This is a genomic window from Mesorhizobium sp. M2E.F.Ca.ET.209.01.1.1 (assembly GCF_004010375.2).
In the GTDB taxonomy this organism is placed as follows: Bacteria; Pseudomonadota; Alphaproteobacteria; order Rhizobiales; family Rhizobiaceae; genus Mesorhizobium.
This window is the reverse complement of sequence record NZ_SADP02000003.1, coordinates 519,494-540,042: the sequence shown is the minus strand read 5'-3', so window position 1 is coordinate 540,042 and position 20,549 is coordinate 519,494. Positions and strand designations below refer to the sequence as shown.

The following is a 20,549-nucleotide window of genomic DNA, read 5'->3' as shown; positions in this document are numbered from 1 at the left end:
TCCTAGGCCGCCAGCTTCGGCGCCGTCACGGCGCGGCCGTTCAGGTCGAACACCATGATGTGGCGCGGGTCGATGAACACCTCGACCTCGTCGTCCGTCTCGAAATCGAGAATGCCATGCGCAAGCATCACCCAGCGCGCATCGGCGAAATCGAGATGGACGAAGCTTTCCGAGCCGGTGATCTCGGTGATGGTGACCTTGGCCCGCACCGGCACGGCGCTGGCGTTCGGCCGCTCCAGCGACAGATGATGCGGCTGGAAGCCGATCGTGTAGCTGGCGTCCGCAATGCCGGCGAGCTCCGGCGGCACCGGCAGCTTGACGCCGCCTTCGAGCAGGAAGTCCGAGCCCTTCTTGGAGAGCACGATTGTGTTGAGCGGCGGGTCGGCGAAGGTCCTTGCCGTCACCAGGTCGACCGGCTTGCGGAACACGTCGACGGTCTGGCCGAACTGCGTGACACGGCCCTCCGAAAGCGTCGCCGTATTGCCGCCGAGCAGCAGCGCCTCGTGCGGCTCGGTCGTGGCATAGACGAAGATCGTGCCTGCGGCGGCGAAGATCTTCGGCAATTCGGCGCGCAACTCTTCGCGCAGCTTATAGTCGAGATTGGCCAAAGGCTCGTCGAGCAGCACCAGGCTGGCGTTCTTGACGATGGCGCGCGCAAGGGCCGTGCGCTGCTGCTGGCCGCCCGAGAGGTTGAGCGGCGTGCGGTCGAGGTAAGGAGTGAGCTTGAGAAGCGCGGCGGCATTGCGCACCTCCTTGTCGATCCTTGCCTGGTCGACACCGGCGACCCGGAGCGGCGACGCGATGTTCTCGTAAACCGTCATCGCCGGGTAGTTGATGAACTGCTGGTAGACCATCGCGACATTGCGCTTCTGCACCGGCTGTCCGGTGACATCCTTGCCGTCGAACCAGACCGAACCGGAAGTCGGCGCGTCGAGCCCCGCCATCAGTCGCATCAGGCTGGTCTTGCCGGAAAGCGTCGGTCCCAGCAGAACATTCAGTGACCCGTGCTGAAGCGTCAGCGACACGTCGCGGATATGCTCCTGCGCACCGATCGTCTTCGTCACGTTCCTCAGTTCTAGCATCACGCCTCCTCCCAGGCCTTGCGCTTCAGCGGTCGATCGTCATTCCGCCGCCGCGACGTGACGGCTGCTCAGTCCTCGCATGAATTCTTCCAATGCCGCCGTCTGCTCGCGGCTGAAATACAGGCCCCGCTTGGTGCGGCGCCACAGCACGTCCTCCGCGGTGACCGCCCATTCGTTCTCGGCGAGATAGCGAACCTCCACCTCAAAAAGGTCGGCGCCGAAATTGCGGCCGAGATCGGCATTCGACTTGGCGAGCCCGAGCAGCTTCTCCGCGCGCGTGCCGTAAAGCCGGGTGAGCCGGCGCGCCAGCCGCTGGTCCAGGAACGGATAGGTCTTTTTCAGCCTGGCGACCTGGGCATCGAAACCTGTCGCGGGAAAATCACCGCCCGGCAGCGGCGCGTCATGCGTCCAAGGCTTGCCGCGCTTGCCGAGAAAGCCCTCGATCTTCTCAAGCATCGATTCCGCCAACCGGCGGAAGGTCGTGATCTTGCCGCCGAAGGCGTTGACAAGCGGGGCGACACCCTCCCCGCCATCGGCCTTCAGCACATAGTCGCGCGTCGCTTCCTGCGCCTTGGAGGCGCCGTCGTCATAGAGCGGGCGCACCGCCGAATAGGTCCAGACGATGTCGGAGCGCTTCACGGCGACCGCGAAATATTCGCTTGCCGCAGCGCACAGATAGTCGATCTCGGCGTCGGAGATCTTCACATCGTGCGGGTCGCCCGGATAGTCGCGGTCGGTCGTGCCGATGAGTGTAAATTCTTCCTCGTAGGGAATGGCGAAGATGATGCGGCCATCCTTGTTCTGGAAGAAGTAAGCGCGCGGATCGTCGAACTTCTTGGCGACGACGATGTGGCTGCCTTGCACGAGGCGGACATTGTGGACTTCGTTCTGGCCGACGGCTGCCTGCAGAACGTGATCGACCCACGGGCCGGCAGCGTTGACGAGAAGCCGTGCGCGAACCTCTTCGGTGTCACCGGTGAGCACGTTCTGCACCTTGATGGTCCAGGTCGGACCGTCGCGGCGCGCGCTGACGACCTTGGTACGGGTACGGATGATGGCGCCCCGGTCGGCGGCATCACGAGCGTTCAGCGCCACCAGGCGAGCGTCGTTGACCCAACCATCCGAATATTCGAAAGCCTTGCGGAACAATGGCTTCAGCGGCTTGCCGGCCGGATCCTTCGCCATGTCCAGCGTCTTCGTCGCCGGCAGCAGTTTGCGCCCGCCGATGTGATCGTAAAGGAACAGCCCGAGCCGGATCAGCCAGGCGGGCCTGAGGCCCTTGGCGTAAGGCAGAACGAAGCGCATCGGCCAGATGATGTGCGGCGCATTCTTCCAAAGAACCTCGCGCTCCATCAGCGCTTCGCGCACCAGCCGGAACTCATAGAATTCGAGATAGCGAAGCCCGCCATGGATGAGCTTGGTCGAGCCTGAGGACGTCCCGCTCGCCAGATCGTTCATCTCGGCGAGGTAAACCGAAAATCCGCGGCCAACGGCGTCGCGGGCAATGCCGCAGCCATTGATGCCGCCGCCGATGACGAAAATGTCATGGATCGGTGATGCGTCCAAAGTTTCCTCCACCGATTTCGCATTGCACCATTTTTGTGTTTTACGAAACCGTAGCGGAATTATTTCGAACTAAAAGCGAATGTCAAACGAAATTATTGCCGCTGCATCAAACAGCCATGACGCACGCCTATTCGAGCGCCGTCTCGATCAACCGGACCTCGGCCTCCTCACAAATCCGGCGGATCGACGGGATATCGCAACGATCGGTGATGAAGGTATTCACCTGCGAAAGGTGGCCGATCCGAACCGGCGCCGTGCGCTCGAATTTGGTCCGGTCGGAGACCAGGATGACGTGGCGCGCATTGGCGATGATGGCTTGCGCCACCTTCACCTCGCGGAAATCGAAGTCGAGCAGCGCGCCGTCATGGTCGATGGCCGAGGCGCCGATGACGGCGTAGTCGACCTTAAACTGACGGATGAAATCGACGGCCGCTTCGCCGACAATGCCGCCGTCTGAACCGCGCACCACGCCGCCGGCTATCACCACCTCGATCGTAGGATAGATGCGCATCCTATTGGCAACATTGATATTATTGGTGATAACCATCAGCCCGTTGTGGTCGAGCAGCGCCTTGCTGACGGCCTCGGTGGTGGTGCCGATATTGATGAACAGCGAAGCGTTGTCCGGGATCAGCCGCGCCGCCGCGCCGCCGATCGCCTCTTTCTCGTCGGCCGCGATCTTGCGCCGCGCCTCATATTCCATGTTCTCGATGCCGGACGGGAACAGCGCGCCGCCATGGATGCGGGTGAGCAGCCGCTGATCGCACAGATCGTTGAGGTCCTTGCGGATGGTCTGCGGCGTCACGTTGAAATGCGTAGCCAGATCCTCGACCAGGACCCGGCCGTGGTCTTTCGCCATCTGGATGATTTCGGCGTGGCGTGGCGAAAGAAACATCCGGCGTTCCTCCATTTTCGTTTTTCCCGTCTATATCGGAAAACGAAAGCGAAGAAAAGGTATAAGCCGGCTAATGAAAATCACCTGATTGCAAAAGGCAAACCAGCGCGGAATGCGTCTGCCGCCTCAGGATAGGCGCCGCGCAATCTCGGTTATGACGTCGAACGCCGCATCCACATCGGGTGCCGTCGACTCGAACTGCCCCGCCTGAAAGCGGATCGCCACGCGCCCGTCGACCCGCGTTTGCGTGAGGTAGATGCGGCCATCGGTGTTGATGGCGTCGACCAGCCGCAAATTATGCTCGTCCGGATCGGTACCCGAAGGCGCTTTGTGCCGGAACGAGAACAGCGACAGCATCGGCTCGCTGACGACCTCGAAATCCGCTTCGCCGGCCAGCCGCGCGGCTAGCCCTTCGCTCCAAGCAACGTGGTTGCGGATCATGGTGCGCAGGCCTTCGAGGCCATGGGCACGCAGCAGAAACCAGAGTTTCAGCGCACGAAAACGACGTCCGAGCGGCACCGACCATTCGGAATAGTTGATGATGCCGTCATGGCCATGTGTCTTCAGGAATTCGGGCCTGATCGCCAGCGTGCGCACCAGGTCTTCCGGCTGGCGCACGAACTGGATCGAGCAATCGAACTGCGCGCCCAGCCACTTGTGCGGATTGAAGACAATGGAGTCCGCACCTTCGACGCCCGCCCAAAAATGCCGGTATTCCGGGCAGATCATCGCCGATCCGGCCCAGGCGGCGTCGACATGCAGGTAAAGCCCGTGCCGCTTTGCGACCGCGGCCACCGCGGCGATGTCGTCGGTGCCGCCGATGCTGGTGCCGCCGACACAAGCGATGATGCCCGAGGGCAGCAGGCCGGCCTCGCGATCGGCGACGATCGCGGCCTCAAGCGCGGCCGTATCCATGGCGCGAAAACGTCCTGAGGCCGGAATCCGGACGAGGTTTTCCTCGCCGATGCCTGAGACCCAGATGGCGCGGTCGATCGAGGTATGGACCTGGTCGGAGGAATAGACGCGCAGCTTGCCCTGTCCGGCCAGCCCCTTTTTGTTGCCTTGCCAGTCGAGCGCCCGCTCGCGCATGGTGAGCACCGCGGCAAGCGTCGCCGACGATGCCGAATCCTGGATGACGCCGGAAAAGCCCTCGGGCAGGCCAAGTGCCTGGCGCATCCAGTCGACGATACGCATTTCGAGCTCGGTCGCCGCCGGCGAGGTCTGCCACAGCATGCATTGCGCGGCCATCGCCGAGACCAGATACTCCGCCACGACCGAGACCGGCGCCGCATTGGCCGGGAAATAGGCGAAGAAGCGTGGATGCTGCCAATGCGTCATGCCCGGCGCGATCTTGGCTTCGAAATCGGCGAAGATCTTCTCCATCGGTTCGGGCATTTCGGGCGGCGAGGCCTCGATGCTCCTGAAGATTTCGCCCGGCGCGATGGCTGGCCGGACCGGCCGGTCGCGCAGGCCGGCGCGATAATCGACGCCCCAATCGGCCGCCCGCCTCGACCAGTCGCGGAATGTCTCGTTGTCCATCTATCCTCCCGAGCCCAGCCGCAACGCGGCCGGTAAGCCAGCTTCAATATTGATTGACATGTTAAATATAGGCTCTCGATTGCGTACGTCTCTTGATCGCCAGAATGCATCCTGTGACGGACGTTCATCCCGTAGGTAATCCAGTCGCTATGATAGCCCGTTAGGTGCGAGCCTTTCATCATCATGGCAGTAGCAAGACGTGGCCCAAAGTCATCAACTTTCGAATTTCGGCCAGGACGGTCCGCCTCCCTTTGTGCCTCAGCCGCTAGCGCCAGCATCCGTTTCGACACTAGGTCGAAGTAGCCACGAACCCACTCGGGCATTTCGGCGCCGACGACCGCGGCATATCTGAAAGCCGCCCATGCATGCATCGGATTGCCCGTCTCAAAGAAGGCGCGCCGCTCTACCTCAATGAAATCCTGGTTGGTTTCCCTGTCGGTCAACGGCTGATCTCCTTCACGTCGGCTTTCGGCTTCTGCAGCACGTTCATCGCATCAGCTGCTCGCTGGGCGCCGCGTCGCCCAAGGCTCTCAGCTTTCGAGACGTAGCGGTTGGTCATCGCCAATGTCTTCCAGCCGAAGGCCTCGCGAAGTTCGTGCGCCTCGGCACCGGAAACCGCCGCCCAGGTCGCGGCGGTGTGGCGAAGACCGTGCGGCGTGATCTGGTCAATGCCAGCGGCGGCGCAGACGGAATGCAGGACTTCGCGCAGACGCTTGTAGGAAACTGGTTGGGATCCTTTGCGGCCGGAGAACACAAAGCCGAGGCGATGCGCCTGCCGGTCGATGAGGGTGGCCGCATCCGTCGAGAGAGCTCGCACCGAAACACCGCTTTTGGTTTCAGGAAGACGCGCGACCATCCTGGGCAGGTCAACCATGTCCCATGTCAGCAATCGCGCTTCGCTGACGCGCCAGCCGGATACCAAGAGGTATCGGATTAGGTCGCCGCAATCGCCTTCGACGTCGGCCAGGGCCTTCACGAACGCGGGAAGGTCTCGCTCGTCGAGCCAATCCTCCCTCGCCGTTTCAGTGTTCTTCTTGATGCCGACGCAGGGGTTATCCTTTCGCCAGCCCAGCTCGATTGCGCGGCCCATCATCACCGACAAGACGGCAAGGGAGCGGTTCGCGTCCGTGGGGTTCGATCTCTTTCGGCGAAAGAAGTCCCGAACCATTTCGCCGGTGATGTCGGCCACCCGCTTGCCCTTGAAGTACGGCAGGATGTTCCGTCTGATCCGACCGCGATAGTCCTTCCGGGTTTCAGGCTTCTTTGCCGCGATATGGGAGTTCTCGAAGTCGTCGACCAAATCCTCGAACGGTGGTTGCGCCTTCTTGGCCGCCTTGGCGGCAGCAGGATCGTCGCCCTTCTCGATCGCCTGGAGGATCGCCAGCGCTTCGGCCTTCGCCTTCTCGGCCGGGAAAACCGAATGGTCGCCGATGATGATCTTGCGGCGTTTCCGCGTGCCATCGCGAGAGGGCAATTCCTGGAATACAAGGAAGGTCTTAGATGCCTTGCCATCGGCTTTACGGCGGAGGCGGAGAGCGAAGCCGGCGAGCTTGCTGTCTCGAATGATCAGCTCATCGCGGCCTCCCGGCAGGTTGGCGGACTTCACGTAGTTGTCGGAAAGGATCGGCATGACGTTCCCCTCTGGGTAGCCGTGCGGGTATCCGCGACGTGTCTACCCTTGTCACCTTACGGGAACAAACAGGAACCGTAAACCCTCGATCTTTCCTTTATGCACAAGGGTTTCAGAAGATATGGATACCCAAGGGTGGACGGGCAGGAATTGACTTAAAATCCCTCGATCTCTGATCGTACGGGTTCGATTCCCGTCGTCCGCACCAACCTTCGCTCTTCGACGATTCCTCCGAGCCTTGCCGAAGAGAGGAGCTTCGGGTGGCAGGCCCCCAACGCCGAAACATCGCAGCCGAAGACAGGCTCAAACCTTCATCGGGTTGAGCTTCAGGTGCTGGAGCAGGATGATTGTCTTGGCGTCGACGATGCGGCCGTCGGCGATGGCGGCCAGCGCCTCGTCCAGTGGTATTTCCAGCACCTCGATGTCCTCGCCCTCTTCCGGCGCGCCGCCGCCGTCGGAAATGCGGTCGGCCGGCGAATAGCGCGCGGTGAAGAACCACAGCCGCTCCGTCACGCTGCCCGGGCTCATGAACGGCGAGAACAGCCGCTCGATGTCCTTCAACCGGTAACCCAGCTCCTCTTCCGCTTCCTTGCGGATGGCGGTTTCAGGATCGTTTTCGTCGAGCAGCCCGGCGCAGGCCTCGATCAGCGGCTCGCGGTGACCCACGGCGTAAGCCGGGAAGCGGAACTGCCGCACCAGGAGCACGGTCGAGCGTTGCGGATCGAACGGCAGGATCACCGCGCCGTCGCCGCGATCGTAGGTCTGCCGGATCTGCGTCTCCCATTGCCCGTCGCGGCGGCGATAGTCGAGCACCGTCTTCTTCAGCACCGCCCAGTCGTCCGAAAGGACCTCTTCCGAACGGATGCGAACGCGATCTTCCATGACGACCTCCGTATTGGCCGCAAAGGGATAGAGCAATTTCAGGAAAAGTGTGAAGCGGTTTTCCGTCCGAAATTGCGTCAAAAGAATAGAGCGGCGAAAGATGACCCACGCAATCCTGGAAACCGACTGGTCCAGCGGCAGTTTCACCGGCTCGTGTCTGGCGCGAAGCACCGCGACTGCCTAGATAGCGGTATCTTCCCAGGAGCCCGCTTCATGACGTCATCGCTTTTCCAGCCGATCACCCTCGGCGACCTCACCTTCCCCAATCGCATCGCGGTCGCCCCCATGTGCCAGTATTCGGCCGAGGACGGCTCGGCTAGCGACTGGCATCTCCATCACTGGATGAACCTGGCAATGTCGGGCGCCGGCATGGTCACCGTCGAGATGACCGATGTCGAGCGGCGCGGGCGCATCACACATGGCTGTCTTGGCCTCTATTCGGACGACAATGAGGCGGCCGCCAAGCGCACGCTCGACGCCGCCAGGCGCGTCGCCGCGCCTGGCACGAAGTTCGGCGTCCAGCTTGCCCATGCCGGCCGCAAGGCCTCCAACCGCCGACCCTGGGAAGGCGGCGGTCCGCTGCAGCCCGGCGAAGATCCCTGGCAGACGGTTTCTGCCTCGGCCATCGCCTATGACACGGGCTGGAATGTGCCGCACGCGCTGGAGGATGAGGAGATTCTTGAGCTCATCGCGCGTTTTGCGCAGTCGGCGGTGCGCGCCGAACGCGCCGGCTTCGACTTTGCCGAACTGCACGCCGCGCATGGCTATCTGATCTTCCAGTTCCTCTCGCCGCTCTCCAACCAGCGGACGGATCGCTGGGGCGGGTCACTCGAAAACCGCATGCGCTTTGCGGTCGAAATCGCCAGGGCGGTCAGGAAGGCCGCTCCGTCCATGATGCTGGGCGCGCGCCTCTCGGTGAAAGAATGGGTCGACGGCGGTTTCGACATCGAGGACGCGATCGAGGTGGCCAAGGCGCTGAAGGCCGAGGGCATCGCCTATATCTGCTGCTCCAGCGGCGGCAATTCGCCCCTGCAGCAGGTGCCGCCCGGCCCCGGCTACCAGGTGCATCTGGCGGAAGCCGTGCGCAACGGCGCCGGCATTCCGACGCGCGCCGTGGGGCTGATCGACGATCCGAGCCAGGCCGAGGCGATCGTCGCCGATGGTCGCGCCGACATGGTGGCGCTGGCGCGCGCCTTCCTGGCCGACCCGCGCTGGGGCTGGCGCGCGGCGGCGGCGTTCGGCGGGGAAATCCATCCCGCGCCCCAGCTGGCACGTTCGGTGACGACGATGCGGCATTGGATGAAGGCTGCCGGCTAGAGCAATTCCAGGAAAGTGCGCGCGGTTAGGCTCGGCGACTTCGCCGTGGTCTTCCGTCCGGAATTGCGTCAAAACGAAACCGGAAATCAGCGGGGGCCTGAGACGTTTGGGCGCAGGATCCTCGCCACAACTGCAACCAATTTGGCCGCTTTACGTTGGCGGCCATGATAGACAGCAAACCTTTTGAGAAGCCGGTGGTGGTCGAGCTCGGCCATGTCGGCAAATATCGCCAGATAAGCAGCACCCGCGAGGCCGCCGAGTGCCTGATGACCGTTTGGCCGCTCAATCGCGGCGAGCGCCATCGTGATGCTCTCGACACTTGCCTCAAAGCGCTGGAAGGGTATCGTTCGCCAGCGGACGCACGTCGCGCCCTTATCGAGGCGGCCAGGGAATCGGAAGTGCTGGTTCCCGAGGACAGGCTGCTCGACGGAAAGCTGCACTGAGCACGCTTCTTAACCGGAGGATTTCATGGCGAAGCTGACTTACAAGATCGTCGAGCATGATGGCGGCTGGGCCTACAAGGTCGGCTCGACGTTTTCCGAGACTTTCCGCACCCACCAGGAGGCGCTGCGCGCCGCCGAGATCGCCTCGTCCGAGCAACAGGTCGCCGGAACCACCGACGGCATCCAGTATGAGGATGCCGAAGGAAAGTGGCACGATGAGCTTGCCGACGGCCGCGACCGGCCGCAGACCGAAGTATCGGACTGATTTTTACCCGCGCCCGCGGCCGACGATGCCCGAGCCTTCATGCCGGCCGCTGGCGGGGTGCCAGAGCAATTCCACGAAAAGCGCGTAGCGGTTTTCCGTCCGAATTGGGTAGAAACAAAGAGTTGGGGCGGGCCAGCGATTCCATCAAACGCTGAACCGCTCAAGGCTTATTTGCCGCAGTACTGGTCGTTGACGTTACCGCTGGCATTGGCGTCCGGTCCGGGCGTGCTCGACGCGCACGGTCCCACGGGGCCGGGATTGCCGAGCGTATTGAGGCCGGAAGCGTCACCACCCGCGATGCTGCCCGTGGTGGTCCGGTCGATCGGCCGCTCGCTTGAGGCCGAATTGCCGCTGTGCCACCACGACCAGTCGTCGGACGACTGCGCCATCGCCGCGCCACTCAGGGCCAATACGAGCGCCGAGGCTGCTATGATTTTCCTAAGCATTGGAGTCTCCATTCTGTTGGTCGCCGAAGATTTAACCGGCGACGTGGCTGAAACCCGGGGTTGCAGGCAAAGGTTCCAGCGGGGAGATCACGATGAATCGCGGCGGTCGACACGTTTATGTGACGGTTCTGTGAGGCGTCAGAGGCTCAACACCGACTGATGCGCGCAATTGCAGCGAAAACTCAATTCACGCCCGCGAAGGCGCGTGCGGCGATGCGTTGGATGAACGCGACGACCCGTTCGGGCTCCACGAATTGCGGCATGTGGCCGAGACCTTCGACCCGCTCGAAGTCGAGTCCCTGGATCTTGTCCAGCATCGGTTCGCCATGGACAGCTTCGCCAATGACGCGGTCGGCGCTGCCGAACAGAATGCCGGTCGGCATCGCTATTTCGCCGTAGCGCTTTTCGATGCGATCAAGATCCTGCTCGACCGCCACGAAGTCGGTGGACGTCGCGAAATATTGGGACGGGCGCAAGCCGAGCCATCCCCCGCCGGCGACCATGTAGTCCGCGGGAACCACTTGCGGTGCGAAAATGAACCTCAGCGTCGGCTGCGCGTAACGCAGGCTGAGTGGTATCGCCGCCGTATAGGCCAGGACCCGGCGCAGCAGGGGCGATGGAACATAGAGCAGGTCGAACCGCTGGCGTATCCTCGCTTCCAGATGCGTCAGCGGCGACAGCAGCGCGATACCGGAAATCGCCGTCGGATGCTCGGTGGCGAGCGCAAGCGCGACGGCGCCGCCCAGCGAATGGCCGACGATCAGAGGTCGTTCCAGCCGCAGTTCCTCAATGAAGCGCCGCACGACGTGCGCCTGTTCTGGCAGCCGGCCGGTCGCGCCGCTCGCCCGAACCGAATAGCCCGAGCCCGGCCGGTCGAGCGCGATCAGGCGGTAGCCGGCGCCGAAGCGTCCGAACAGCGCATGGCGGAAATGGTGGAGTTGGGCGCCCAACCCATGCAGAAGAACGATCGGCCTGCCCTCGCCTTCTTCCACGTAATGGATGCGGTTGCCGTCGATCTCGACGAATTTTCCGCAAGCCGGCACCAGCCTTTCGGCCCTCGCCGCGATCCGCCATGTCGCGACCGTCAGGACGAGCAGGACAAGCGCGGCCGCGGCGAGCAAGCCCGCGAGCAGCCACAGGACAATCGATATCAGCATGGTTTCATCCGCTCCCGACCGACCGCACCATATCCGCAACGGCCGCCGCCACAAGCGCGCATCCGGCTTTCGCATTGCGGACGGCCTCAGGCCGCGTTATCTCAGGCGAGCTTTCGCGCCGGAGTCCGCCATGCCTGAAATCGTCACCGCCGCCATGCTCGTCATCGGCGACGAAATCCTCTCCGGCCGCACCAAGGACAAGAATATCGGCCATCTCGCCGACATCATGACGGCGATCGGCATCGACCTGAAGGAAGTGCGCATCGTTCCCGACGAGGAAGACGAGATCGTCGCGGCGGTGAATGCCGTGCGCGCCCGTTATACCTACGTCTTCACCACCGGCGGCATCGGCCCCACGCATGACGACATCACCGCCGACTCGATCGCCAAGGCTTTCGGCGTGCCTTGCGAATACGACGCCAAGGCCTACGCCCTGCTCGAGGCAAGCTATGCCGGGCGTGGCATCGAATTCACCGAAGCGCGCAAGCGCATGGCGCGCATGCCGCGCGGCGCCGACCTTATCGACAATCCCGTCTCCGTCGCGCCGGGTTTCCGCATCGGCAATGTCCATGTCATGGCCGGCGTGCCGTCGATCTTCCAGGCCATGCTCGACAATGTCGTGCCGACGCTCAAGGCCGGCACGAAGATGCTGTCGGCCACGGTGCATTGCCCGTTTGGCGAAGGCCTGATCGGCGGGCCGCTGGCCGAGATCCAGAAGGCGCATCCCGACACCATCATCGGCTCTTATCCCAAATATGGCGACGGCAAGTTCTGGACCGAGCTCGTCGTCCGCGCCCGCAGCGAGGAAGCGCTCGAGGCCGCGCGCAAGGATGTCGAGGCGATGGTGGCGGGCTTGGCCAGGGCAGGCTGACCCGGCGTTAGGCTGGAACCAGTCAACGCGCTGAGGCGTTCCCTTGCCGCGCACGCACGTAGCGCAAGCTATTGAGGGAACGATCATGCGCTTCAAGACAATCGTCGCCATTTTGCAGAACGAGCAGGACGCCGAGCGCGTTCTCGATTGCGCCCTTCCGCTTGCCGAAAGGTTCGAGAGCCATCTCGTCGGTATCCATGCCGAGTCGTTGCCCGTTCCCTACACGTCGGCCACCGGCTTCCCGGACACCGAATTCCTCCAGGTCTCGGCCGAGATGAACAAGGAACGCGCCGGCAAGCTGCAGGCCTATTTCCTGAAGCGGGTTGAGGAATCCGGCCTGTCCTTCGAATGGCGAAGCCTGGAAAGCTTCTCCGGCGACAGCGCGCTGACCGGCATAACGAGCGTGCGCGCCGCCGATCTGATCATCGCCGCGCAGCGTGACACCGGTGGCGACCCGAGCGCCGACGTCGACACACTGGTCTATGATGCCGGCCGGCCGGTTCTGGTCGTGCCCCATGCCGGGCCTCTGATCACCACCTTCAGACGCGTGCTGCTCGCCTGGAATGGCAGCAAGGAGGCCGCTCGCGCAGCCTTCGATGCCCTGCCTTTCATCGCCGAGGCCGACAAGACGGACATTCTCGTCATCGACCCGCCGGAGACGCTGGATGAATCTCCGGAAGCGGCCGGCGCCGAGATCGCAGCGGCCTTGTCGCGTCACGGCGCCAATGTCAGCGTCTGCGTGCAGAAATCCGGCGGCACTTCGGTCGATGACATGATTCAGGCCAGGATCGCCGAATCCGGCGCCGACCTTCTGGTGCTCGGCGCCTACAGTCACTCCTGGCTGCGCCAGCTTCTGTTCGGCGGCGTTACCCGCACAGTGCTGCGCACGACGAATGTGGCGGCTTTCCTATCGCGTTGAGCATCCCTCGAAAGCGGGAGCCAGCTTCAGGGCAACACCTTTGCAAGTCTGACGGGCGTCGCTTGAATCCGGTTGAGCGCGGTGCCCGAGTCCACAGCCGTCGCCGGCCCTGCTCTTGCCAAGCCTGGCGCTTTCCGGCTAATTCCGCCTGCATTCCAGTGTTTTTGCGCGCCACGGCGCGCCTTGCGGAGTGCGCGAACCATGTCCCTTCCCGAAAAAGCCTTTCCCGTCTCTTGGGACCAGTTCCACCGCGACGCTCGTGCGCTTTCCTGGCGGCTTTCCGGCGCCAGCAAGGGACAATGGAAAGCGATCGTCTGCATCACGCGCGGCGGCCTGGTGCCGGCGGCCATCATTGCGCGCGAGCTCGGCATCCGCATCATCGAGACGGTATGCGTCGCCTCCTACCATGACTATAGCAGCCAGGGTCAGCTGCAGGTCCTGAAGGAGATTTCGCCGCCGCTGCTCGCCGATGACGGGGCCGGCGTGCTGATCATCGACGACCTGACCGATACCGGCAAGACGGCCGGCATCGTGCGCGCCATGATGCCGAAGGCGCATTTCGCGACCGTCTATGCCAAGCCGAAGGGCCGTCCTCTGGTTGACACATTCGTCACCGAGGTCAGCCAGGACACCTGGATCTACTTTCCGTGGGACATGGGCTTCACTTACCAGAAGCCGATCGCGGACGATCATGTCGGCTGAACGGCCGTCATATTTTCCAGAGGATCTGCCTCAAAGGAGCGGCGTGTAGTCGAACCAATGAGCGCGTCTACTTTGTGAGATTGACCTTTTCTGGTGGCATTTTCCCACGGAGTGAAGTTTTTTACTTTTAAAGCCCATAATTCGCCGTAAGATTCGTAAGGTGGCAAACGATTCTGGAGGCTGGGGGCAGCTCTCTTCCGATGTTGACGAGGCCGACAGCGCACAACCAGATGGCCGAAAGAGTCCGGCGGCTCTTCGGCAGGGCGCCGTGCCGCCTGCAGGTTGCCGCTCTGCCCTGGCGTGAAGGCGAAGATGGCGTCGAGATCATGCTGATCACCAGCCGCGACACCGGGCGTTGGGTTCTGCCGAAGGGCTGGCCGGAGGCCAGGGAACCGCTTTGCGAGGCCGCCGCCCGTGAAGCAGGCGAGGAAGCCGGCTTGCGCGGCACCGTCTCGCATCTTGAAGCCGGCCGTTATTTCTATGCCAAGGTCCTCGCCTCTGGCGAGGAAGTGCCCTGCGAAGTCCTGGTCTTTCCGCTGCATGTCGACCGCATCGCGGACCGCTGGAAAGAGAAGCGCGCACGGACGCGCAAATGGGTTGGCGCGACCGAGGCGGTCGAAATGATCAACGAGCCGGACCTTTGCCAGATCATTGCCGGTTTTTGCGCCGCGCCGCACACCTTCGCCTGATCGTCAGACGCGACCGAAATCATCGGAACTCAGCCGGGTCCAGCGGTCGCCCATCAATCCGCCGATAAAGATGTCGCCGGACCGCACCGCTTCCGCGACCTCGGCGATGCGAGAGCGTACCATCGTGCCGCCGGCATAGCGGAAGAAGAGACGGTTGTAGCCGAAGAGGTGCGGCAGGAACCTGGCTTGTGTCTGGCCGGTTATGCCCACGCAGCCCATCTCCCGCGCAGCCGCGATAAGGCCGTCCAGCGTGGCGCCCCAGTGGGGTCCGGGCGCCTGGATCTGCAACAGGTTCGCGATGCCGCCAGCCTGCCCGTAGAAGGCATGACAACCGACCATCTTGCCTGCTTCGTCATAAGTCCCGCCGAAATGAAGTGGCCCGTCGGCCTGCTTTTCGGCCGCCAGCGCGAGCAGCCGCGGCAGTTCGCCATCCTTCCAGCTCGGTCGAAGAGCAAAATCGGACATCAGTGCCGGCAGCCGGTCCGCAAACTGCGCGGCATCGATCCGCTCATGGTGAATCCGTCGCGACGATGAAGGCTGGACCGGGGGCTCGAGCCGTTTTCCCGCGAGAGCATCGAACACTCGCGCGCAGGGGCCGAGCGCCAGCCGAGCCAGCCCGGGCCATTTACGCTGCAGCAAGGCGGCGGCCATGGCGCCCGGCTGAAAAACACAGGTCCATTCCAGACAGTGCACCGGCAAGAGCTGATACTTCATCGGACGCGCGAAGGCCAAGGATGTCCGGTTGGCCGAATCGGTCAGATATAGATCGAACTCGCCCTGATGCAGGGTACGCAGCAATTGCGGCCCGGCCCAACCGTGATCGGTGCTGGAATCGGTCATGAACGGACCGATGATAGCCGCATTCAATGCTGAACCATTGAGCTCATAGCGGGCCTTCAGAACGCCCATGAACCCGCCCAGGCCGCCCTGCGGGTTAATCTGGACAAGGGCCTTGTTCTCACCGCCGTCAAGATAAAGCTTTCTCATATAGTCCGCCGTCTGCGCGACCGCGGGATCGCGAAGGCGGCGACGACGGAACTTCGTCAGGAAGAGTGCGGCGACGCGCTCGAGATCTTCGGCGGCAAGCGGCCGTACCGAGCCATGGGACTCCAGCGCCGATGGCCCAGCCACCTTGGCTAGGTCCGCTTTTGCGGAAGCAGGATTCATCGCGAATGCCTATACGAAAGCGCTATAGGCTGCCGTCCTTCCCAAAGAAATCTCCATCCGGTCGGCTTCCTGTGAAAATGTCCAACAGGTCTTTTTCTGCCACGCTCGATTTTCTTTTCTGTAAATACATCAAGACAATTACGTAAATCCCCGAACATACATAATGCCTAAAATACAACCTTCTAAAAGTTTAAACACATATAAAGTAATTTGAACGACGTATTGAACCGATCTAACCGCATGACGGGAGAGTGGTTGCAAATGTAGGATCTGCGGGCAGACTGCCGACGATCACATGCCGGGTAGCAACGGAGGGAGCGGACATAACGCGTCCGCGGACATGCTCGCAACAGGTTCGGCACGGTTCCTGCGAGTGCCTGCCACGGGCGTCCGGTTCACCGGTAGCGAGATCGAGCCCGGGCCGCTTCGCTGCCGACTGCGCCCGGCCAAGGCCGGGCGCAGTTCCTTTCCTCAGGCGACGAGGCCCTTGGTCAATTCGAGCGCCTGCCGCTCGAACAGCCGCCGGTAGATGCCGCCATTGAGGCGGATCAGGTCGTCATGCGAACCCTCTTCGGCGATACGGCCTCGATCGAAGACCAGCAGGCGGTCGAGCGCCCGCACGGTCGAGAGCCGATGCGCGATGACAAGGGTCGTGCGCCCCACCATCAGTCGCTCCATTGCCTTCTGGATCAGCACTTCCGATTCCGAATCCAGACTCGATGTCGCCTCGTCCAGGATCAGGATGCGCGCGTCGGCCAGGAAGGCGCGGGCGATCGCCACGCGCTGGCGCTCGCCGCCCGACAATTTCACGCCACGCTCGCCGACCAGGGTTCCGTAGCCCTTGGGCAGGCTGGTGATGAAATCATGGGCGCTGGCGAGTTTGGCGGCATGCTCGATCTCGGCCTGGCTGGCGCCGGGCCTGGCATAGGCGATGTTCTCGGCCAGCGAGCGGTGGAACAGGATCGGTTCCTGCTGGACGATGGCCATCTGGCTGCGCAGCGACGCCTGCTCGACCTGCGAGATGTCCTGCCCGTCGATCAGTATCCGCCCCGCATTCACGTCATAGAGGCGCTCGATCAGCTTGACGAAGGTCGTCTTGCCCGAGCCTGAATGCCCGACCAGCCCTATGCGTTCACCCGCGGCGATCTCGACCGAGAAATCGCGGTAGAGCGGCAGAAGATGATTGCCGTAGTGGAACGTCACCTTGTCGAAGGCGATACGCCCATCGGTGATCCGGATCGGCCGAGCGCCCGGCCGGTCCTCGATGCCGAGCGGCTCGGACTGGAAGTCGACCAGTTCCTCCATGTCGTTGACCGAGCGCTGCAGGTTGCGGATATGCGTTCCGATGTCGCGCAGATAGCCCTGCAGCACGAAGAACGAGGTGAGCACGAAAGCGACATCGCCGGCGCTCGCCTGGCCCCAGGCCCACAGCATGAGGGCAAGACCGATGACCGCCGCCCGCATGACCAGCAGCAGCATCCCTTGCGTGGTGCCGTTGGCGGTGCCGCGCATCCAGGTGCGGCCTGTGCGCAGGCGCCATTTGGCGGTCACGCGCGCCAGCCGCGCTTCCTCGCGGGTCTCCGCGCCGAAGCCTTTGACGACGGCGTTGCAGCTCACTGCATCCGCCAGCGCGCCGCCCAGCCGCGTGTCCCAGCTGTTGGCAAGCCGTGCGGCGGGCGCGACGTAGCCGAGCGACAGCATTGTCGTGACGGTGATGAACAGCACCGAGCCGACGGCCACGACAGCCCCCATCAGCGGCCAGAACCAGCCGAGCAGCAGCGTCGAGCCGACAAGCATCACGACCGACGGCAAAAGCGCGATCAGGATCGTGTCGTTGAGCAGGTCCAGCGCCCACATGCCGCGCGTGATCTTGCGCACCGTCGATCCGGCGAAACTGTTGGCGTGCCAGTCCGTCGAGAAACGCTGCACACGGTGGAAGGCATCGGCGGCAATATCCGACATCATCTTCAGCGTCAGCTCGACGATCCACAGGAAAGCGACATTGCGCAGCATCACGCCTGCCAGGGCCAGCGCCATCAGGATCGAGAACGCCGTCATCGCCGCATTCCAGGCGATTTCGTCGGTTCCGGCGCCGCTTGCGACCGCATCGACCAGCCGGCCGGAATAGAAGGGTGTCAGCACGTCGGCCAGTGTCGAGAGCAGGAAGGCGCCCATGATGAGCGAAAGCCGCCACGGCTGACGCCGCCAGTGGCTGAACGTGAAGCCGAGCACGCTGCGAAAGGCGCCGGCGCGCAGATCGATTTTGAAACGAGCCATTATGTCATCCGGGCGCAAACGAGCCCGGTCCCGGTAAAATCAAATTGGAAAACCCGCATCCGCGCCCTGCGGCGCCGCAAAAGAGCGGGAGGTTCAGTATGGTAGGTCGCCCGCCCAAAGGCGGCGACCGGCAGCGGCAAATGCCCGTGCTGCGCCCGGCTCTCCGAAAAATCTTCGGAAAGCCTGAGCAGACCTAGGCTTCGCGGCCTCGCATAACGATGTCAAATCCTGCCATACGGTCCTCCCGGAAGGGAATCGCGGAGAGGTTCTTATAGGGAGGCGTCACCCGATCGCCAAGCCGGCCTATCGTCAAAATGCCATCTGGCCCAACCACTGCGGCGAATTTGCAACAACGGCGGGTTGTGCGGGCATATGCATGTCGCCCGGAAGCGCGCAGCGGTTCTGGGACGACGACATGCATCAAAACAAAGACTTTAAAGCGCGTTACCCGATTGCGTTTCGACGTGATGCGCTTTGAGCCCTCAGGCTGCTGGCTTACGATCCAGCCGCATGTAGCGTCCATCGGTCGACGCCTTGAATCCGAACTTCTCATAGAGGCTGTGGGCATCGTCGGTCGAAAGGCTCCAATGCGTCACGGTTCCGACTCCGGGGTGATCGATCAGCGCCTGGACGAGCCGCTTGCCGATCCCCTGCCCGCGATTCTCCGGCCAGATAATGACGTCGGCAACATAAGCAAAGACGGTGTAGTCGGTGATCGCGCGGGCGAAACCGACCTGCTTGCCGTCCAGATAGGCGGCGACGCAAAGCGAGTTGTCGAAGGCGCGGTGATGGGCCTCGTCGGTTCGGGACGCACCCCAATAGCTTCGCATGAGCTGGTCGGAAGTTGCCCGGAAATCGATCCGCGACAGGTCGAAACTGATTTCAATGTCTTGCATGCGAAGGTTAACCGCGGTCCCGGAACCGGTTGGTGATCGGATAGCGGCGGTCGCGGCCGAAATTCTTGCGCGTGATCTTAACGCCGGGCGCCGCTTGCCGGCGCTTGTATTCGGCGATGTAGAGCAGGTGCTCGACGCGGGTCACCGTCGCCCGGTCATGGCCGCGCGCGACGATGTCGTCGACGCTCATCTCGTTCTCGACCAGACATTCGAGAATGTCGTCCAGCACCGGATAGGGCGGCAGCGAATCCTGGTCGGTCTGGTTCTCGCGCAGCTCCGCCGATGGCGCCTTGTCGATGATGTTCTTCGGAATGACCTCGCCGGAAGGACCGAGCGCGCCCGGCGGCACATGCGAATTGCGCCAGCGCGACAGCGCGTAAACCTGCATCTTGTAGAGATCCTTGATCGGGTTGAAGCCGCCATTCATGTCGCCGTAAAGCGTGGCGTAGCCGACCGACATCTCGCTCTTGTTGCCGGTGGTGACCACCATCGAGCCGAACTTGTTCGAGATCGCCATCAGGATCGTGCCGCGCGCGCGGCTCTGCAGGTTCTCCTCGGTGATGCCTTCCTGGGTGCCCTCGAAGAGCTGCGTCAGCGCATGCTTGAAGCCTTCGACCGGTTCGGAGATCGGCACGATGTCATAGCGACAGCCGAGCGCGCGCGCGCAGTCCTCGGCATCCTTCAAGGAATCCTTCGAAGTATAGCGGTAGGGCATCATGACGGTGCGCAGCCGCTCCTCGCCCAGCGCATCGACAGCCAAAGCCGCGCAGATCGCCGAGTCGATGCCGCCGGAGAGGCCGAGCACGACATTCTTGAAGCCGTTCTTGTTGACGTAGTCGCGCAGGCCGAGCATGCAGGCCCGGTAGTCTGCCTCTTCGCGGTCGGGGATCTTCGACATCGGGCCTTCCGAGCAGACCCAGCTGTCACCCTTTCTTTTCCAGGTGGTGACGGCGACCGCGTCCTCGAACTGGCTCATCTGGAAGGCCAGCGTCTTGTCGGCCCCGATGGCGAACGAGGCGCCGTCGAAGATCAGCTCGTCCTGGCCGCCGAGCTGGTTGGCATAGATCATCGGCAAGCCGGTTTCGATGACCTGGCGGATGACGACCTGGTGGCGGACATCGATCTTGGCGCGGTAATAGGGCGAGCCGTTCGGCACCAAAAGGATCTCGGCGCCGCTTTCCGCCAGTGTCTCGCAGACGGCGATATCGCCCCAGATATCCTCGCAGATCGGGACGCCGATGCGCACGCCGCGGAAATTGACCGGCCCCTGCAGTTCCGGCCCGGCCTGGAAGACGCGCTTCTCGTCGAACTCGCCGTAATTCGGCAGATCGAGCTTGTAGCGTTCGGCGATGATCTTGCCGGCGTCGGCGAAGACGATGGAATTGTGCGTGCCGCTTTTGCGCTTCAGCGGCGTGCCGATGATGACGCCGGGCCCGCCATCGGCCGTGTCCTTGGCGAAATCCTCGGCCGCTTTCTCGCATGCCTTCAGGAAGGATGGCTTCAGCACCAGGTCTTCCGGCGGATAACCGGCGAGGAAGAGCTCGGTATAGAGCACCAGATCGGCGCCCTGACGCGCGGCGTCCGCCCTCGCCTCGCGCGCTTTTGCCAGGTTGCCGGCGACGTCGCCGACAGTCGGGTTGAGCTGGGCGACGGCGATGCGCAGGATATCGGGAGCGGTCTTGGTCATGCAACGGATGTAGCGTGGCAGAAATCGCCTCGCAATGGCGATCGCTTATGCCAAATAGGATCGATCGGCGGCGGCCGATCGTATCCTGACTAATCGGCAAAGCCGATCGTATCCCGATC

19 protein-coding genes are annotated in these 20,549 nt (G+C 62.9%); 7 read left to right on the top strand and 12 right to left on the bottom strand.

All coding sequences use genetic code 11. The annotated features are described in order from the left end of the window. Positions 1–2: 2 nt before the first annotated feature. The 6 genes from EN852_RS08760 to EN852_RS08735 all read right to left on the bottom strand — a co-directional run bounded on the left by EN852_RS08760 (position 3) and on the right by EN852_RS08735 (position 7,594). Complete coding sequence (locus tag EN852_RS08760; protein WP_127874001.1) at positions 3–1,082, bottom strand: ABC transporter ATP-binding protein; 1,080 nt, start codon at positions 1,080–1,082, stop codon at positions 3–5. 39 nt (positions 1,083–1,121) lie between these two features. After that, a complete protein-coding gene (gene glpD, locus EN852_RS08755; RefSeq protein ID WP_127874002.1) occupies positions 1,122–2,648 on the bottom strand; it encodes a glycerol-3-phosphate dehydrogenase in 1,527 nt (508 codons plus the stop codon). Between the two features lie 127 nt (positions 2,649–2,775). Continuing rightward, positions 2,776–3,543 carry a DeoR/GlpR family DNA-binding transcription regulator gene (locus EN852_RS08750; RefSeq protein ID WP_127863869.1) on the bottom strand — a complete coding sequence of 256 codons (768 nt, stop codon included), beginning with the start codon at positions 3,541–3,543 and terminating at the stop codon, positions 2,776–2,778. Positions 3,544–3,669: 126 nt separating this feature from the next. Beyond that, positions 3,670–5,082, bottom strand: coding sequence for a pyridoxal-dependent decarboxylase (locus tag EN852_RS08745; RefSeq protein WP_127874003.1), 1,413 nt, complete (start codon positions 5,080–5,082; stop codon positions 3,670–3,672). A 439-nt stretch (positions 5,083–5,521) separates the two neighbouring features. Beyond that, positions 5,522–6,712: a site-specific integrase gene (locus EN852_RS08740; protein ID WP_127874004.1), complete on the bottom strand. Its 1,191-nt coding sequence runs from the start codon at positions 6,710–6,712 to the stop codon at positions 5,522–5,524. A 303-nt stretch (positions 6,713–7,015) separates the two neighbouring features. Continuing rightward, complete coding sequence (locus EN852_RS08735; protein WP_127863694.1) at positions 7,016–7,594, bottom strand: NUDIX domain-containing protein; 579 nt, start codon at positions 7,592–7,594, stop codon at positions 7,016–7,018. Between the two features lie 213 nt (positions 7,595–7,807). On the opposite strand from EN852_RS08735, the gene EN852_RS08730 reads away from it, so the two are divergent. The 3 genes from EN852_RS08730 (at position 7,808) to EN852_RS08720 (ending at position 9,619) form a co-directional block, all read left to right on the top strand. After that, entirely contained in the window at positions 7,808–8,911 is a 1,104-nt protein-coding gene (locus tag EN852_RS08730; RefSeq protein WP_127874005.1) for an NADH:flavin oxidoreductase/NADH oxidase, read from the top strand. A gap of 164 nt (positions 8,912–9,075) precedes the next feature. Further along, complete coding sequence (locus tag EN852_RS08725; RefSeq protein ID WP_127874006.1) at positions 9,076–9,354, top strand: DUF982 domain-containing protein; 279 nt, start codon at positions 9,076–9,078, stop codon at positions 9,352–9,354. 25 nt (positions 9,355–9,379) lie between these two features. Then, positions 9,380–9,619: a DUF2188 domain-containing protein gene (locus tag EN852_RS08720; protein WP_042644408.1), complete on the top strand. Its 240-nt coding sequence runs from the start codon at positions 9,380–9,382 to the stop codon at positions 9,617–9,619. 167 nt (positions 9,620–9,786) lie between these two features. Here the strand turns inward: EN852_RS08720 and EN852_RS08715 are convergent, their stop codons facing one another. Together EN852_RS08715 and EN852_RS08710 are read right to left on the bottom strand one after the other, a co-directional pair. Next, positions 9,787–10,065 (bottom strand): hypothetical protein, encoded by a 279-nt coding sequence (locus EN852_RS08715; RefSeq protein WP_127863691.1) that lies wholly within the window; start codon positions 10,063–10,065, stop codon positions 9,787–9,789. Positions 10,066–10,247: 182 nt separating this feature from the next. After that, entirely contained in the window at positions 10,248–11,222 is a 975-nt protein-coding gene (locus EN852_RS08710; RefSeq protein WP_127874007.1) for an alpha/beta fold hydrolase, read from the bottom strand. Between the two features lie 130 nt (positions 11,223–11,352). On the opposite strand from EN852_RS08710, the gene EN852_RS08705 reads away from it, so the two are divergent. The 4 genes from EN852_RS08705 (at position 11,353) to EN852_RS08690 (ending at position 14,403) form a co-directional block, all read left to right on the top strand. Further along, positions 11,353–12,093 (top strand): competence/damage-inducible protein A, encoded by a 741-nt coding sequence (locus tag EN852_RS08705; RefSeq protein WP_127874008.1) that lies wholly within the window; start codon positions 11,353–11,355, stop codon positions 12,091–12,093. Between the two features lie 85 nt (positions 12,094–12,178). Then, positions 12,179–13,012 carry a universal stress protein gene (locus EN852_RS08700; RefSeq protein WP_127863688.1) on the top strand — a complete coding sequence of 278 codons (834 nt, stop codon included), beginning with the start codon at positions 12,179–12,181 and terminating at the stop codon, positions 13,010–13,012. Positions 13,013–13,213: 201 nt separating this feature from the next. After that, the gene (gene gpt / locus EN852_RS08695; RefSeq protein WP_127863687.1) at positions 13,214–13,714 is read left to right on the top strand and encodes a xanthine phosphoribosyltransferase; all 501 of its coding nucleotides are present in this window, start codon (positions 13,214–13,216) and stop codon (positions 13,712–13,714) included. 200 nt (positions 13,715–13,914) lie between these two features. Beyond that, the gene (locus EN852_RS08690; RefSeq protein WP_127874009.1) at positions 13,915–14,403 is read left to right on the top strand and encodes an NUDIX hydrolase; all 489 of its coding nucleotides are present in this window, start codon (positions 13,915–13,917) and stop codon (positions 14,401–14,403) included. Positions 14,404–14,406: 3 nt separating this feature from the next. Here EN852_RS08690 and EN852_RS08685 read toward each other — a convergent pair whose 3' ends face one another. The 4 genes from EN852_RS08685 to EN852_RS08670 all read right to left on the bottom strand — a co-directional run bounded on the left by EN852_RS08685 (position 14,407) and on the right by EN852_RS08670 (position 20,430). After that, on the bottom strand, positions 14,407–15,570 hold the full coding sequence (locus tag EN852_RS08685) for a hypothetical protein (RefSeq protein WP_127874010.1): 1,164 nt from the start codon (positions 15,568–15,570) through the stop codon (positions 14,407–14,409). Positions 15,571–16,041: 471 nt separating this feature from the next. Further along, entirely contained in the window at positions 16,042–17,847 is a 1,806-nt protein-coding gene (locus EN852_RS08680) for an ABC transporter ATP-binding protein (RefSeq protein WP_127874011.1), read from the bottom strand. 482 nt (positions 17,848–18,329) lie between these two features. Beyond that, entirely contained in the window at positions 18,330–18,743 is a 414-nt protein-coding gene (locus EN852_RS08675; RefSeq protein WP_127863683.1) for a GNAT family N-acetyltransferase, read from the bottom strand. Positions 18,744–18,750: 7 nt separating this feature from the next. After that, positions 18,751–20,430 (bottom strand): NAD+ synthase, encoded by a 1,680-nt coding sequence (locus tag EN852_RS08670; RefSeq protein WP_127874012.1) that lies wholly within the window; start codon positions 20,428–20,430, stop codon positions 18,751–18,753. Positions 20,431–20,549 lie beyond the last annotated feature (119 nt).